Genomic DNA, 14,399 nt, shown 5'->3' with positions numbered 1-14,399 from the left:
CGCCAGCCATGGCGCGCAACCCCCCGGCAAACCCCCCCCGCCCGGCCCTCATCGCCTGCGCCGGCGTCGGGCATGAAAAAAAGAAGAAAAGCGGTAGCGCCGAGCCGTGCTCGGCGAGCGCGAAGCGCGGCCTGCGTCAGGCGACGCGATGGCGGGGAGCATTCGCCGACCATGGGTCGGCGCTACCCGTTCAGGCCGAGGCGTAACGCACGGCGGTGCCGATCCAGCGGTCGACCACCCGGTCGGCCAGGCCGGGCTGCTCCTGCAGCAGCCGTTCGGCCAGTGCGTGCACGTCCGGCAGCAGGTTGGCGTCGCGCGCCAGGTCGGCGATGCGGAAACCGGCCAGGCCGGTCTGCCGGGTGCCCAGCAACTCGCCCGGGCCGCGCAGCTCCAGGTCCTTCTCGGCGATGACGAAGCCATCGTTGGTCTCGCGCATGGTCTGCAGGCGTTCGCGCGCCATCGTCGACAACGGCGTCTGGTACAGCAGCATGCAGCGCGATACCGCCGATCCGCGCCCTACCCGCCCGCGCAGCTGGTGCAGCTGCGCCAACCCCAATCGTTCGGCGTTCTCGATCACCATCAACGACGCATTGGGGACGTCCACCCCCACTTCGATCACGGTGGTCGCCACCAGCAGATCGATCTGCCCGGCCTTGAACGCCACCATCGTCGCCAGTTTTTCGGCGGCCTTCAGGCGCCCGTGCACCAGCCCGACACGCACGCCCGGCAGCAGCGCCTGCAGTGACTCGTAGGTGGCCTGCGCCGGCGTGGCATCGAGCTCCTCGCTTTCTTCGATCAGCGTGCAGACCCAGTACACCTGGCGTCCCTCGCTGCAGGCCAGCGCGATGCGCTCGATCAGCTCGGGGCGGCGATCGGCGTTGAGCGCCACGGTCTGCACCGGGGTGCGGCCGGGCGGCAGTTCATCGATGGCCGACACATCCAGATCGGCATATTCGGACATCGCCAGCGTGCGCGGAATCGGCGTGGCGGTCATCACCAGCTGGTGCGGCACGCTGTTGCCGCCCGCGCCCTTGTCGCGCAGCGCCAACCGCTGGTGCACGCCGAAGCGGTGCTGCTCATCGACGATCGCCAGCGCAAGGTCCTGGAACACCACCGCGTCCTGCATCAACGCATGGGTGCCGACCACCACCTTCGCCTCGCCGTTGGCCACATCGGCCAGCACCTTGGCGCGAGCCTTGCCGGTGACCTTGCCGGCCAGCCAGGCGACCTGCACGCCCAGCGGTTCCAGCCAGCCGCGCAGGTTGTTGAGATGCTGTTCGGCCAGCAGTTCGGTGGGCGCGGCCAGCGCGACCTGCTTGCCCTGTTCCACCGCCAGCATGGCCGCCAATGCGGCCACCACCGTCTTGCCCGAACCGACGTCACCCTGCACCAGCCGCAACATCGGGCTGGGCCGGGCGAGGTCGTCGCGGATCTGCTTGAACACGCGCTGCTGCGCGCCGGTCAACGCGAACGGCAGCTGCTTGAGCAGCGCCTTGGCCAGCCGCCCCGGCCCGTCCAGCGGCGGCGCATGGTGGGCCTGCAGGGCGATGCGCTGGCGGCGCAGGCTCAGGTGGTGGGCGAGCAGTTCTTCCAGCGCCAGCCGGCGCTGTGCGGGATGGAGGCCATTGGCCAGCGCGGAAAGATCCGCATCCTGCGGCGGCTGGTGCACGGTCAGCAGTGCGCTGCGCAACGAGGGCAGGCCCAGGCCATCCAGCCATCCGGGTGGCAGCAGTTCCAGCAGGGATTCGTCCGGCAAGCGCTCCAGCGCCTGCAGGATCAGCTTGCGCATGGTTGCCGGGCCGACGCCTTCCACTGCCGGGTACACCGGATCCAGCCTGTCCCCCAGCGCAGGATCATCGTGGCGCCCCAGCACCTGGTAACTGGGATGGACGATCTCCAGGCCCAGCTGGCCGGGCCGCGGGGTACCGAAGCAGCGCAGCCGGTTGCCGACCGCGAACTGCCCGATCTGCTGCTGGCGGAAATGGAAGAAACGCAGCACCAGCGTGCCGCGCCCTTCGTCTTCAATGGCGACCTTGAGCATCGGCCGGTAGCGCATGCCGCGCTCCACCGCCATCACCCGGCCTTCGACCTGCGCCGGCACGCCGGAACGCAGGTCTTCGATCAGGGTCAACCGGGTCCGGTCTTCATAGCGCAGCGGCAGGTGCAGCCACAGATCCTGCAGCGTGCCCAGGCCGCGCGCCTGCAGCTTGCCGGCCACCGCCGGACCGACCCCGGCGAGCATCGCCAGCGAGGCTTCACCGGATGGCGCCAGTGCAGGGGCGGCCTTGCGTGCCACGCAGGGTTCAGCCGATGACCATCACCGCATCGACTTCGAAGTTGGCGCCCTTCGGCAGGCCGGAGACTTCGATGGTCGAACGCGCCGGGAACGGCGCTTTGAAATAGTCCTGCATCACGGCGTTGACCTTGGCGAACTCGGCCAGGTCGGTCAGGTACAGGCCCAGGCGGACGATCTGGTCGAGCGAGCCGCCGGCTTCCTCGGCCACGGCCTTGAGGTTGTCGAAGGCACGACGGGCCTGGGCTTCCACGTCACCGACGCCGACGATCTCGCCCGTGGCCGGGTCCAGCGGGATCTGCCCGGAGAAGTACACGGTGTTGCCGGCGCGCACGGCCTGCGAGTAAGGACCGATGGCGGCGGGGGCCTTTTCGGTGTTGATGATCTGGCGGGTCATGGGGGCTCCGGTATCAGGAAAACAGAGCGTCCATTGTACCGGCTCAGGGCACGGGGTCAGGTTCCTTTTCCGTGGGAAAAGGAACCTGACCCCTGCCCGCTCACTGGCGGCGCACCGACTGCACCACCGACAGGCGACGCAGCCGGCGCATGACTTCGGCAAGGTGGTTGCGGTCGCGCACCTGCACGTTGAAGGCCAGCACGGCGGCGTTGAAGTCACGGTCCAGGTAGTCCACGCGTTCAATGTTGGACTGGCTCTGCGCGATCGCCGCGGCCAGCTGCGCCAGCACGCCGGTACCGTTCTCCACTTCGACCACCAGCGAGGTGTCGTAGTCGCCGGATACCGACGAATCCCAGCCGATCGGCACCCAGCGCTCCGGCGACTTGCGCAGCTCGGCCAGGTTCGGGCAGTCCATCCGGTGCACCACGATGCCCTTGCCGGCGGTGTGGTAGCCCATGATCTCATCGCCTGGAATCGGCTGGCAGCAGTTGGCGAAGGTGACCACGCCGCGTTCGCTGCCGTTGATCAGGATCTTTTCCTGCGAATGGTGACGTGCACCGCCACGCAGTTCGGCGTAGGCCATCAGCGCCTGCGCGGCCTGCGTCGGCATCCAGTTGCCCAGCGCCACTTCGGCCAGCAGCGCCTCCAGCCGCGGGAACCGGTGCTCGGCCAGGAACGCATCCAGGCGGCCCTTGGGCAGGCGCTCCAGCGAGGAATCCATCGCTTCCAGCGCACGATCAAGCATGCGGTGGCCCAGCTGCACGGCGTCTTCGTGCTCGAGCTGCTTGAGCTGGTGGCGGATGGCCGTGCGGGCCTTGCTGGTGACCACGAATTCCAGCCACTGCGGCTTGGGCGTGGCCGAACGGGCGGTGATGATCTCGATGGTCTGGCCACTGACCAGCTTGGTGCGCAACGGCACCAGCTTCTTGTCCACCCGTGACGCCACCGCCGTATTGCCGACATCGGTATGCACCGCGTAGGCGAAGTCCAACGCGGTCGCATTGCGCGGCAGGGCCATGATCTTGCCCTTCGGCGTGAACAGGTAGACCTCGTCCGGGAACAGGTCGACCTTGACGTTGTCGAGGAACTCCAGCGAGGAACCGGCCGCGCGCTGGGAATCGATCAGTTCGACGATCCACGCATGGGCACGGCTCTGCGCGCTGTTGGGGGTGTCGCCACCGAACTTGTAGGTCCAGTGCGCGGCCACGCCGCGTTCGGCGATCAGGTCCATTTCCTCGGTGCGGATCTGCACTTCGATCGGCGAGCCGTACGGGCCGAACAGCACCGTGTGCAGCGACTGGTAGCCGTTGGCCTTGGGAATGGCGATGAAGTCGCGGAAGCGCCCGTCCAGCGGCTTGAACGCGGCATGCACCGCGCCCAGCGCGTGGTAGGCGTTGGGCACGCTGCGCACCACCAGCCGGAAACCGAACACATCCATGACCTGGTCGAAGGATTTGTTCTCGTCGTGCATCTTGTTGTAGATGCTCCACGGGGTCTTGATCCGGCTGACCAGCCGATGCTCCAGCCCTTCCTTGGCCAGGCGCTGGCTGAGCTGCACTTCCACCTGCGCCATCGCTTCGCGGCGTACCACCGGCTGGCTGCGGATGTGCTTTTCCAGGATCGCATGGCGCCACGGATACAGCGCCTTGAAGCCGAGGTTCTGCAGTTCGCTCTTGACCAGGCTCATGCCCAGCCGCTGCGCGATGGGCGCATAGATTTCCAGCGTCTCGCGCGCGATCCGGCCGCGCGCCTCGCTGCTCTGCGCGCCCAGCGTGCGCATGTTGTGCAGGCGGTCGGCCAGCTTGATCATGATCACGCGCAGGTCGCGCGACATCGCCAGCAGCATCTTGCGGAAGCTCTCGGCAGCCGCTTCCTGGCGGTCGCGGAACTTCAGCTTGTCCAGCTTGGTGACCCCGTCCACCAGTTCGGCCACCGGTTCGCCGAACTCGGCGGCCAGCTCTTCGCGGGTCAGCGGCGTGTCTTCGATGGTGTCGTGCAGGATCGCGGCGATCAGCGCTTCCATGTCCAGGCCCAGCTCGGCCAGCACCTGCGCCACGGCAACCGGGTGGGTGATGTAGGGCTCACCGGACTTGCGGGTCTGACCCGCGTGCGCGGCGGCCCCCACTTCCCACGCACGGCGCAGCAGTGGCAGCTGCTCCGGCGGCAGGTAGTGCGCTGCGCGCTCGAGCTGAAGGACGTAATCGGGTACGTCCGCGCGGGATGGCGCGGCTACCTTGGCAGTGGGGCCTGGGTTCATGGCCGAAGCCTATGCCAGCGTCACAATTTCAGCAAATCCTGAATGCGAAACAGCCCGCTTGCGGCGGGCTGTTTCGCATCTGGCCAAGGGTGTCGACTGGACTCAGTCGTCGTTCTTGGACATGTCCTCGTCGGCGACCACTTCGGCGGCGGCCCATTCCAGCGCTTCACGCTCGGCACGCTCGCGCTCGGCCTTCTCGACTTCGTCGATCAGCGCGTTGTCGATGCGACGGGCGGCGATTTCGCGCAGCGCCAGCACGGTCGGCTTGTCTTCGGTTTCGCTGTTGTCCAGCGTGGCCTGCACGCCGTTGGCAAGCTGGCGGGCGCGCTTGGACGCCATCATGACCAGCTCGAAACGGTTGTTAACGACTTCCAGGCAATCTTCTACGGTGATGCGGGCCATACGGGCTCCCGGCGACCGGTCGGCCGCTCAGTCGAATGAGGGAAAGGGGACGGAGTGTAAGGGCAGGGGCTGGACAAAATCAAGCCAACCCTTCCCTGTTCCTTTTGCAATCAGTCAGTTGCAGACGGATCTGCGGTCAGAAGGGCCTGGATCAGCCCGGCATGGCGGACCTTCTGCGCTTCGCGGCGCAGCCGGCTGGCGGTGAAGATGGCGCACAGCTCATCGACCGCAGTGTCGAAGATCTCGTTGACGATGACGTAGTCGAAGTCGTTGAAGTGCAGCATTTCCTCGCGCGCGGCCGACAGCCGCTGGCTGATCACCGCCTCGCTGTCCTGGCCGCGCTTGCGCATGCGGTCCTGCAGCGCCTGCCTGGACGGCGGCAGGATGAACACCGTCACCGTGCCGGGCACCAGCTGGCGCACCTGCTGCGCGCCCTGCCAGTCGATTTCCAGCAGCACGTCCTGGCCGGCGGCCAGCTGCGGCTCCACCGACTGCCGGGCGGTGCCCTTCCAGTCGCCGTGCACCCAGGCGTGTTCAAAGAAATCACCGGCGGCGATCATCGCCTCGAACTCGGTCGCGCTGACGAAATGGTAGTGCTCGCCGTTGACCTCGCCCGGACGCGTGGCCCGCGAGGTGAACGAGATCGACAGCGCGATCTGCGGGTCGCGCGCCAGGGTGGCGTTGACGATGCTGCTCTTGCCGGCACCGGAAGGCGCGGCAACGATGTACAGGGTGCCGCGCGCGGGCGTGCCGACCGGGGAAGGTTGGATGCTCATTCGATGTTCTGTACCTGTTCGCGGATCTGGTCGATCAGCACTTTCAGCTCCACCGCGGCATTGGAGGTGCGGCTGTCCACCGATTTGGAGCCCAGCGTATTGGCTTCGCGGTTGAACTCCTGCAGCAGGAAGTCCAGCCGACGCCCGACCGGATCGCGCTGCTTCAGCACGCGGCGGATTTCCACGATATGGCTGCCGAGGCGGTCCAGCTCTTCATCCACGTCCAGCTTCTGCAGCCACATCACCAGTTCCTGCTCGGCGCGGCCCGGATCCACCGGGTGCGGCAGGTCGGCCAAGCGCGCGGCCAGCTTGACCCGCTGGCCTTCGCGGATCGCGGGAATCAGGGTGCGCACGTCCGCAGCGATGCGCTCGATGGCATCCACCCGTTCACTGATGGCGGTTGCCAGCTTGTCGCCTTCGCGTTCGCGCCCAGCGATGAAGCCGTCCAGGGTCTGTTCCAGCAGCGCCAGCGCCTCGGCCTGCAGCGCGGCGGCATCGGTGGCTTCGCCCTGCATCACGCCGGGCAGCTGCAACAGCTCGGTGAAGCTGACCTGCAGATTCGGGAAGTCGGACGTGAGCCGGTGCGCCAGCTGGCCCAGCTGGCCCAGCAGGACATCGTTGACCTGCAGGCTGGCTGAGGTTTCCGGCGTGCGCAGGCGCATCACCAGGTCCAGCTTGCCGCGGCTCAGGCGTGCGGAAATGCGTTCACGCAGCTGCGGTTCCAGCGCGCGCAGTTCCTCCGGCAGGCGGGTGCCGACTTCGAGGAACCGGTGGTTCACCGAGCGCAGCTCGCAGCCCAGCGTGCCCCAGGCGGTGGCGCGCTCGCCCCCGGCGTAAGCGGTCATGCTTCGGATCATGGGGTTTTCCAGATGCTCCCAAAGAGGGAATGGTACCCTAGCGGCTTCATTCGAGCCTCCTGCCTGCTCCCTCCCCGGCGCGGGCATGGACCCGTTCCCCCGCTCCAACGGTACCCCACCATGTCCGATAACCGCCCCAGTGGCCGCCAGCCTGACCAGATGCGCCAGGTCACCCTCCAACGCGGTTTCACCCGCCACGCCGAAGGCTCGGTGCTGGTCTGCTTCGGCGAAACCCGCGTGCTGTGCACCGCCACCGTGGAAAACCGCGTACCGGGCTTCCTGCGTGGCAAGGGCGAAGGCTGGGTCACCGCCGAGTACGGCATGCTGCCACGCGCCACCCACACCCGCAGCGACCGCGAAGCAGCGCGTGGCAAGCAGGGCGGCCGCACGCTGGAAATCCAGCGTCTGATCGGCCGCAGCCTGCGCGCCTGCGTGGACCGCAATGCGCTGGGCGAGCGCACCATCACCCTGGACTGCGACGTGCTGCAGGCCGACGGCGGCACCCGCACCGCGGCCATCACCGGCGCCTACGTCGCCCTGGCCGACGCGGTGAACCTGCTGCTCAAGCGCGGTGACATCAAGCGCAACCCGATCATCGGTGCGGTGGCGGCAGTATCGGTGGGCGTCTACCGCGGCACCCCGGTGCTGGACCTGGACTATGCCGAAGACAGCGACTGCGACACCGACATGAATGTCGTCATGAACGATGGCGGCGGCTTCATCGAACTGCAGGGCACCGCCGAAGGCCATGCGTTCCGTCGCGACGAACTGGATGCGCTGCTGGCGCTGGCCGACAAGGGCGTGGGCGAACTGCTGGCCGCGCAGCAGGCGGCACTGGCCGCATGAATCGCCGGCTGGCCCTGACCACCTTGCTGGTGGATGACTACGACCGCGCGATCGCCTGGTTCACCGGTGCGCTCGGCTTCCACCTGCAGCAGGACGTCGACCAGGGCGGCGGCAAGCGCTGGGTGGTGGTATCGCCCGCCACCGACGGCGCTGCCGGGCTGCTGCTGGCGCGCGCCAGTTCGGACGTGCAGGCCGCGCGGATCGGCGACCAGACCGGTGGACGGGTCGGCTTCTTCCTGGAGACCGACGACTTCGCGCGTGACCACGCCGCGATGCTGGCTGCGGGCGTGGAGTTCCTCGAAGCACCGCGCAAGGAACCCTATGCCACCGTGGCGGTGTTCCGCGACCTGTATGGCAACACCTGGGACCTGCTGGAGCTGGCCTGATGCGTCTTCCCGCTACTGCCAGGCTGGTACTTGCCAGCCACAACGCCGGCAAGCTGAAGGAGATGCAGGCGATGCTGGCCGACCTGCCGCTGCAGATCCTGTCGGCCGCCGATGCCGGGGTGGGCGATGTGCCCGAAACCGGCCTGACCTTCGTGGAAAACGCACTGATCAAGGCGCGTGCGGCCTGCCAGGCCAGCGGCCTGCCGGCCCTGGCCGACGACTCCGGCCTGATCGTGGACGCCCTCGGCGGCGCACCGGGACTGTACAGCGCGCGCTACGCCGGCAGCCCCACCGACGATGCCGCCAACAACGCCAAGCTGCTGGCCGACCTGCGCGAGGTACCTGCCGGGCAGCGCACCGCACGCTTCTTCGCGGTGATCGTGCTGCTGCGCCACGCCGCCGATCCGCAGCCACTGGTCTGCGAAGGCAGCTGGGAAGGCGTGATCCTGGAGGCGCCGCGCGGCCACAACGGATTCGGCTACAACCCGGTGTTCCTGGACCCGCGCCATGGGCTGACCGCCGCGGAAATGGCGCCGGCCCTGAAGAATACGCTCAGCCACCGTGCGCTGGCCCTGCAGCAGCTGAAGCAGCGGCTGTCCTCGCTTTCCCGGTAACCGACGCTGATGCCCGCCCTCATTCCGCCGCCGCTGTCGCTCTACGTGCACCTGCCTTGGTGCGTGCGCAAATGCCCGTACTGCGATTTCAACTCGCACCAGGCCAAGGGCGAACTGCCCTTCGATGCTTACATCGATGCGCTGGTGCGCGACCTGGACCAGGACCTGCCGCTGGTATGGGGACGGGTGGTGCACAGCGTATTCTTCGGCGGCGGCACGCCCAGCCTGTTCCCGGCCGAGGCGATCGACCGCTTCCTGCAGCAGGCCTCGGCGCGGCTGCGCTTCGCCCCGAACGCCGAAGTCACCCTGGAGACCAACCCGGGCACGACCGAACATGGCCGTTTCGACGGCTACCGTGCGGCTGGTGTCAACCGGCTCAGCTTCGGCATCCAGACCTTCAACGACGACGCGCTCAAGCGCCTGGGCCGTATCCATGACAGCGCCGAAGCCGAGCGCGCGGTCAAGATGGCGCAGGATGCGGGCTTCGACAATTTCAACATCGACCTGATGTACGCCCTGCCCGGGCAGACCCTGGCCGCCGCCGAGCACGACCTGGAGCGCGCCTTCGCGCTGCAGCCGGCGCATCTTTCGCACTACCAGCTCACGCTGGAACCGAACACGGTGTTCTTCGCCCGCCCGCCACAAGGCATTCCGGACGAAGACAGCGCGTGGGACATGCAGGAACACTGCCAGGCGCTGCTGGCGCAGGCCGGCTTCGACCAGTACGAGGTCAGTGCCTATGCGCGGCCCGGGCGGCAGAGTGCGCACAACCTGAATTACTGGCGCTTCGGCGACTACCTCGGCATCGGTGCCGGTGCGCACGGCAAGATCAGCTCCGGGGCCGAGCAGAACGTGCGCCGGCGCTGGAAGCTGAAGCATCCGCAGGCCTACATGGACGCCGCCGGCAGCCCTGCCAGCTTCGGCGGCGACGACATCATCGCGGCGGACCGGCTGCCGTTCGAGTACATGCTCAACCTGCTGCGCCTGCACGAAGGCTTCAGCCTGCGCGACTTCCAGTCGCGTACCGGCCTGCCCGCAGCGGCCATCGACGTCCCCCTGCAACAGGCGCTGCAGCGCGGCTGGCTGGAACGCGTGGGCGGCGGCCACGATCACGGACATGGCTGCGACGACCACGGCTGTGCGGGCGCGGACGGCCACGACCACGGCGGGCTGCTGCGGCCGACGGAGCTGGGACGCCGCTTCACCAACGATGTGGTGGAGCTGTTCCTGGGCGAGTAGCGCCGCCCCGCCCGACACGGTAGATTCCGAGCCCGACCCCGGGAAAACGGATGCCCAGCCCCATGCCCTCCTCGCCTCCGCCGATGCCTGAGGACACTGCACGCTTCGCCGCGGTCGACGCCCCACCGCGCGTGCGCCGGCTGCTGGGCGCCCTGCTGGCACTGTCGCGGCAGTCGTTGACCGCGCCGCTGACGCTGACCGTGGTGGAGCTGGAGCGTGAACTGCTGCGCGAGGCCGAGCGCGCCCGCAACAGCCAGGTGCAGGCCGACCTGCTCGCGCAGGCCCGTCAGATCCATCCCTTCGCCGAAGGCTTCAGCCACCGCTTCCTGGAACACCTCGCGCAGGCCTTGGCCGCGCTGTTCGCGCCTGCCAGCGAAGCACCGGCGGCAACCGAACCGCCGCGCCCGTCGATGTCCGCGCTGACCCTGGTCAACGACACCGACATCGATCGCGACATCGTGCTCAACGAGATCATGCGGCGCGAAATACTGCGCTCGGCCAACGCACTGCAACTGCTCGGACAGCGGCTGGCGGTGCTGGCCGCCGCGCCGGCGCTGGATGCCGAGCAGGTACCGTTCGGCCCGGTGATCCTGTGCGGCATCGTGCGCCGGATCGGCGATGAAGGCGGGCTCGAACTGGAAGCCCAGCTGGCGCTGTATCGCAGCTTCGAACGCCAGGTGCTGGAGCGGCTGGGCGAGCTGCTGGAGCGCGCCAACGTGCTGCTGAGTCACGAAGGCGTGCTGCCCGGACTGGTCTACACCCCTTACCTGGCGCGCTCGGCGGCGACCCGCCGGATCGTCACCCAGCCAGGCCGCAGCCAAGCCGGCGGCGCACGCGCGCGCACCACGCCGGTCACCAGCTGGAACGGTGCCAGCAGCACTGCCGCCAGTTCCTGGTCGGCGATGATGCAGGCCGAACTGGGCGGGCATCCCGCGCAGAACGGCGCGCCCCAACCGCCGCCGCTGCCCACCGGTGCGCCGGATCAACCGGCCACAGCGCCCCCGGTGGTGGACCTCGCAGCGCCGGCCATGAGCGCACTGCACGAACTGCTCGCCGGTGCGCGGCAGGCGATGGCCGCCGAGGTGGCTGCGTCGCACGGCCCGGAGCCACCGCTGCCGGGCGCTGCGGTGGCAGACGAACGCGCCGTGGCGGGGGGGACGCCCGATGCCAACGCGGTACCCAGCGCGATGGTCGATGCGATCCTCGGGCAGCTGCAGGCACGCATCGCCGGCGGTGCCACCTCACGCAGCATGTCCGACCTGCAGACCGCCCTGCTGACCCAGCTGCGCGCCGAACACGGCGAGCAGGCGGCGCTGACGGTCAAGGATGGCGACACGCTGGACCTGCTCGGCCTGTTGTTCCAGCAGATCCGCCAGGAGCAGCGTCCGCAGACCGCAGGCAACGACCTGGTCGGCAGGCTGCAGGTGCCGCTGGCACGCGCCGCGCTGGCCGACCCGGGCTTCTTCGTGCGCGACGAGCACCCGGCCCGCGAGCTGCTCAACACCATCGCCGAACTGGGCGCCAGCGGCCTGCAGGAAGATGACCTGGACCCGCAGCTGGTGCAGAAGCTGGAGCGCACGGTGGATACCGTGGTGGCGCAGTACCACGACGATCCGGCCGTGTTCGCCGCCGCCAACGAAGAGGTACAGCAGCACTTCCGTGCCGCTGCGCACAAAGCCGAGCTGGCCGAGCGCCGCCACGTGGAAGCCGCGCGCGGCAAGGAGCGGCTGGAGGTCGCACGCCAGCAGGCTGCCGCGCTGATTGAACAGGCCTGCGCGCAGGACCAGCCGCCGCGCTTCGTGCAGACGCTGCTGCGCCAGGCCTGGGCCGACGTGCTGACCCTGGCCCAGCTGCGCCACGGCGAAGACTCCGCACTGTGGCAGCAGCGCTTGCAGCAGACCGCGCGCATCACCGCGGTTACCGCCCAGCCCCCCGGCGGCGAGCATGCGGCCGACGACGTCCTGTTCGGCGAAATCGAGGCAGCCGTCGTGCAGATCGGCTGCCACCATGACGAAGCGCGGGCCATCGCGCGACGCCTCTCCACCCCCGGCGGCGAAGACGACAGCACCTCGCGGACCGAGCTGAGCGCGCGGCTGAAGGCACGCACCCGGCTGGGCGAACATGCCGAAGCCCATGACACCCGCCGGCTCGCACCGCTGGCACGCAGCAACGTCGAAGAAGACTGCTACCGCCAGCTGCGCACGCTGCCGTTCGGCACCTGGTTCGAGTTCATCAGCAACCAGCAGGGCGACCTGCACCGCCAACGCCTGTCCTGGTACAGCCTGGTGACCGAACACGCCCTGTTCGTCAATCCGCGCGGGCAGAAAGTGGCCGAGTACACACTGGATACACTGGCCCGGCTGATGGCCCTGGAGCAGGCGCGCATCGTTACCGAAGACAAGGGACGGCTGATCGATCGCGCCTGGCAGGCCACCCTGCGCACGCTGCGCTCGCTGGCCGGCACTGAACAAGGGGAAGCCGCATGAGCGCCGACGACGACAGCCCCGACACCCGCCGCGCGCCACGCCGCAACGTGGCCGACCTGGTGCCTGTGACCGACCTGATCGCCGAACGCGTGGTCGGCCGCCTCGGCAATATTTCCGAGACCGGCATGCTGATGCTGGCCTCGGTGCCCCTGCGCGAAGACGCGCTGTACCAGCTGCAGTTCACCCTGCCACTGGCCGATGGCCACGCCGCCCCGATCGACGTCGGCGTGCACCTGCTGTGGGCCGATCCGGCACACGTGGCGGGACAGGCCTGGGCCGGTTTCCGCTTCATCACCCTCTCGCGCGAACACCGCGAACTGCTGCGCGGATGGATCGGACAGGAATCTCCGGCGCCCTGAGCGCCGGTTCCGGCACAGCAGCCGCGCGGCGCATGCGGCACAATCAGGGGCTGTTTTCCAGCGAGTCACCGCGATGATCCAGCACGACCCCGGCGCCCTTTATCCCGACCACCTGGCCGTGCTTTGCCGGCGGGCCGAAACAGCGCTGGCGCGCGGCGGCTTCGACCATCTGGTGGTTCCCAGCGGCACCCTGCATTACCACCTGTTCGACGACCGCGATTATCCCTATGCGGTGAATCCGCAGTTCAAGGCGTGGTTGCCGCTGACCCGCGTACCGCACAGCTGGCTGGTGTTCACCCCGGGCAAGCGCCCCACGGTGATCTTCCACCAACCCTTCGACTACTGGCACGTAGTGCCCGACGCACCGAGTGGCTGGTGGGTGGAGCACTTCGACATCCAGGTCATCCGCAAACCGGAAGAAGCGCTGGCACTGCTGCCGCGCGACCGTTCGCGCTGCGCCGTGCTGGGCGAGGCGCAGAGCACGCTGGGCGAGTGGGTGCCGAACAACCCGGCGCCGGTGCTGGATTACCTGGAATACCACCGGGCTTACAAAACGCCTTATGAGATCGCACTGATGCGCCAGGCGCAGGTGCTGGGCGTACGCGGCCATCGCGCCGCCGAAGCGGCGTTCCGCAATGGCGCCGATGAGTTTTCCATCCACATGGCGTACTGCGCGGCAGTCGGCCAGGATGCCAACGAACTGCCCTACGGCAACATCGTGGCACTCAACGAACATGCCGCCGTGCTGCACTACACCGAACTGGGTCGCACCGCGCCGCAGCCGCTGCGCAGCTTCCTGATCGATGCCGGCGCCAGCGCGCTCGGCTATGCCAGCGACATCACCCGCACCCATGCGGCGCACGGCCACGACGAGTTCGCCGCGATGATCGGCGCGGTCGACGCGGCCCAGCAGCAGATGTGTGCTGCGGTCCGCCCGGGCTTCGACTACAAGCAGCTGCACGTGGACGCGCACCTGTCGCTGATGGGCGTACTGAAGGACTTCGGCGTGCTCAAGGTATCGCCGCAGACGGCGGTGGAAACCGGCATCAGCGCGGCCTTCTTCCCGCACGGCATCGGCCACCTGATCGGCCTGCAGGTGCACGACGTGGCGGGCTTCGCGGCAGGCGACGCCGGTGGCCGGATCGAACGTCCGGCAGGACACCCCTACCTGCGCCTGACCCGCGTGCTGGAGGCGGGCATGGTGGTGACCATCGAGCCGGGCCTGTACTTCATCGACATGCTGCTGGACGAAGTGAAGCAGGCCGGGCATGGCGCCAGCATCGCCTGGGATCGCGTGGATTTCTTCCGCCCTTACGGCGGGATCCGGATCGAGGACGAAGTGCTGTGCACTGATGGCGAGGCGGACAACCTGACCCGGCCGGAGTTTGTGTTGGCGAACGGGTGAACCCCCTCGCGGGTGGCGTTTAGAGCTGCAGCTGGGGGTGGGGCGGGGGGGGGGGGGGGGGGGGGGGGGGGGGGGGGGGGGG

At 68.5% G+C, this 14,399-nt stretch carries 13 protein-coding genes; 7 read left to right on the top strand and 6 right to left on the bottom strand.

All coding sequences use genetic code 11. The features are described 5' to 3' along the window. Window positions 1-190 precede the first annotated feature (190 nt). The 6 genes from recG to H9654_RS06025 form a co-directional block, all read right to left on the bottom strand. Window positions 191-2,296, bottom strand: a complete 2,106-nt coding sequence (gene recG / locus H9654_RS06050; protein ID WP_318241117.1) for an ATP-dependent DNA helicase RecG — start codon at window positions 2,294-2,296, stop codon at window positions 191-193. Window positions 2,297-2,303: 7 nt separating this feature from the next. Beyond that, window positions 2,304-2,690 carry a RidA family protein gene (locus H9654_RS06045; protein ID WP_191769809.1) on the bottom strand — a complete coding sequence of 129 codons (387 nt, stop codon included), beginning with the start codon at window positions 2,688-2,690 and terminating at the stop codon, window positions 2,304-2,306. A 100-nt stretch (window positions 2,691-2,790) separates the two neighbouring features. Next, entirely contained in the window at window positions 2,791-4,947 is a 2,157-nt protein-coding gene (locus H9654_RS06040) for a RelA/SpoT family protein (protein ID WP_101098301.1), read from the bottom strand. Between the two features lie 102 nt (window positions 4,948-5,049). Next, on the bottom strand, window positions 5,050-5,349 hold the full coding sequence (gene rpoZ / locus H9654_RS06035; protein WP_042614409.1) for a DNA-directed RNA polymerase subunit omega: 300 nt from the start codon (window positions 5,347-5,349) through the stop codon (window positions 5,050-5,052). A gap of 110 nt (window positions 5,350-5,459) precedes the next feature. Further along, window positions 5,460-6,125 carry a guanylate kinase gene (gene gmk / locus H9654_RS06030; RefSeq protein WP_191769807.1) on the bottom strand — a complete coding sequence of 222 codons (666 nt, stop codon included), beginning with the start codon at window positions 6,123-6,125 and terminating at the stop codon, window positions 5,460-5,462. After that, a complete protein-coding gene (locus H9654_RS06025) occupies window positions 6,122-6,982 on the bottom strand; it encodes a YicC/YloC family endoribonuclease (RefSeq protein WP_191769806.1) in 861 nt (286 codons plus the stop codon). Before H9654_RS06025 ends, gmk begins: the two co-directional genes overlap by 4 nt. Window positions 6,983-7,102: 120 nt before the next feature. Between H9654_RS06025 and rph the strand changes: the two genes are divergently transcribed. From rph to pepQ, 7 genes are all read left to right on the top strand, one after another. Continuing rightward, a complete protein-coding gene (rph, locus tag H9654_RS06020) occupies window positions 7,103-7,828 on the top strand; it encodes a ribonuclease PH (RefSeq protein WP_191769804.1) in 726 nt (241 codons plus the stop codon). Continuing rightward, complete coding sequence (locus H9654_RS06015) at window positions 7,825-8,214, top strand: VOC family protein (protein ID WP_191769803.1); 390 nt, start codon at window positions 7,825-7,827, stop codon at window positions 8,212-8,214. The genes rph and H9654_RS06015 overlap by 4 nt, the downstream gene beginning before the upstream one ends. Then, the gene (gene rdgB, locus H9654_RS06010) at window positions 8,214-8,828 is read left to right on the top strand and encodes an RdgB/HAM1 family non-canonical purine NTP pyrophosphatase (RefSeq protein WP_191769801.1); all 615 of its coding nucleotides are present in this window, start codon (window positions 8,214-8,216) and stop codon (window positions 8,826-8,828) included. Before H9654_RS06015 ends, rdgB begins: the two co-directional genes overlap by 1 nt. 9 nt (window positions 8,829-8,837) lie before the next feature. After that, complete coding sequence (hemW, locus tag H9654_RS06005; protein WP_191769799.1) at window positions 8,838-10,067, top strand: radical SAM family heme chaperone HemW; 1,230 nt, start codon at window positions 8,838-8,840, stop codon at window positions 10,065-10,067. A gap of 50 nt (window positions 10,068-10,117) precedes the next feature. Further along, window positions 10,118-12,553, top strand: a complete 2,436-nt coding sequence (locus H9654_RS06000) for a DUF1631 family protein (RefSeq protein WP_191769797.1) — start codon at window positions 10,118-10,120, stop codon at window positions 12,551-12,553. After that, on the top strand, window positions 12,550-12,912 hold the full coding sequence (locus H9654_RS05995; RefSeq protein ID WP_191769795.1) for a PilZ domain-containing protein: 363 nt from the start codon (window positions 12,550-12,552) through the stop codon (window positions 12,910-12,912). Before H9654_RS06000 ends, H9654_RS05995 begins: the two co-directional genes overlap by 4 nt. A 73-nt stretch (window positions 12,913-12,985) precedes the next feature. Further along, complete coding sequence (pepQ, locus tag H9654_RS05990; RefSeq protein ID WP_191769793.1) at window positions 12,986-14,317, top strand: Xaa-Pro dipeptidase; 1,332 nt, start codon at window positions 12,986-12,988, stop codon at window positions 14,315-14,317. Window positions 14,318-14,399: the final 82 nt, after the last annotated feature.

The sequence above is a fragment of the Stenotrophomonas lacuserhaii genome, from assembly GCF_014836545.1.
Taxonomy (GTDB): Bacteria; Pseudomonadota; Gammaproteobacteria; order Xanthomonadales; family Xanthomonadaceae; genus Stenotrophomonas; species Stenotrophomonas lacuserhaii.
Note: the sequence above shows the minus strand (reverse complement) of the source record. Positions and strands in the feature narration are given on the sequence as shown.

Bases quoted from the DNA above. Each gene is read 5' to 3' on its own strand.
- hemW (WP_191769799.1), top strand. From the start codon at position 8,838: ATGCCCGCCCTCATTCCGCCGCCGCTGTCGCTCTACGTGCACCTGCCT.
- H9654_RS05995 (WP_191769795.1), top strand. From the start codon at position 12,550: ATGAGCGCCGACGACGACAGCCCCGACACCCGCCGCGCGCCACGCCGC.
- rdgB (WP_191769801.1), top strand. From the start codon at position 8,214: ATGCGTCTTCCCGCTACTGCCAGGCTGGTACTTGCCAGCCACAACGCC.
- rpoZ (WP_042614409.1), bottom strand. From the start codon at position 5,349: ATGGCCCGCATCACCGTAGAAGATTGCCTGGAAGTCGTTAACAACCGT.
- H9654_RS06040 (WP_101098301.1), bottom strand. From the start codon at position 4,947: ATGAACCCAGGCCCCACTGCCAAGGTAGCCGCGCCATCCCGCGCGGAC.
- rph (WP_191769804.1), top strand. From the start codon at position 7,103: ATGTCCGATAACCGCCCCAGTGGCCGCCAGCCTGACCAGATGCGCCAG.
- pepQ (WP_191769793.1), top strand. From the start codon at position 12,986: ATGATCCAGCACGACCCCGGCGCCCTTTATCCCGACCACCTGGCCGTG.
- gmk (WP_191769807.1), bottom strand. From the start codon at position 6,125: ATGAGCATCCAACCTTCCCCGGTCGGCACGCCCGCGCGCGGCACCCTG.
- H9654_RS06045 (WP_191769809.1), bottom strand. From the start codon at position 2,690: ATGACCCGCCAGATCATCAACACCGAAAAGGCCCCCGCCGCCATCGGT.
- H9654_RS06000 (WP_191769797.1), top strand. From the start codon at position 10,118: ATGCCCAGCCCCATGCCCTCCTCGCCTCCGCCGATGCCTGAGGACACT.
- H9654_RS06015 (WP_191769803.1), top strand. From the start codon at position 7,825: ATGAATCGCCGGCTGGCCCTGACCACCTTGCTGGTGGATGACTACGAC.
- H9654_RS06025 (WP_191769806.1), bottom strand. From the start codon at position 6,982: ATGATCCGAAGCATGACCGCTTACGCCGGGGGCGAGCGCGCCACCGCC.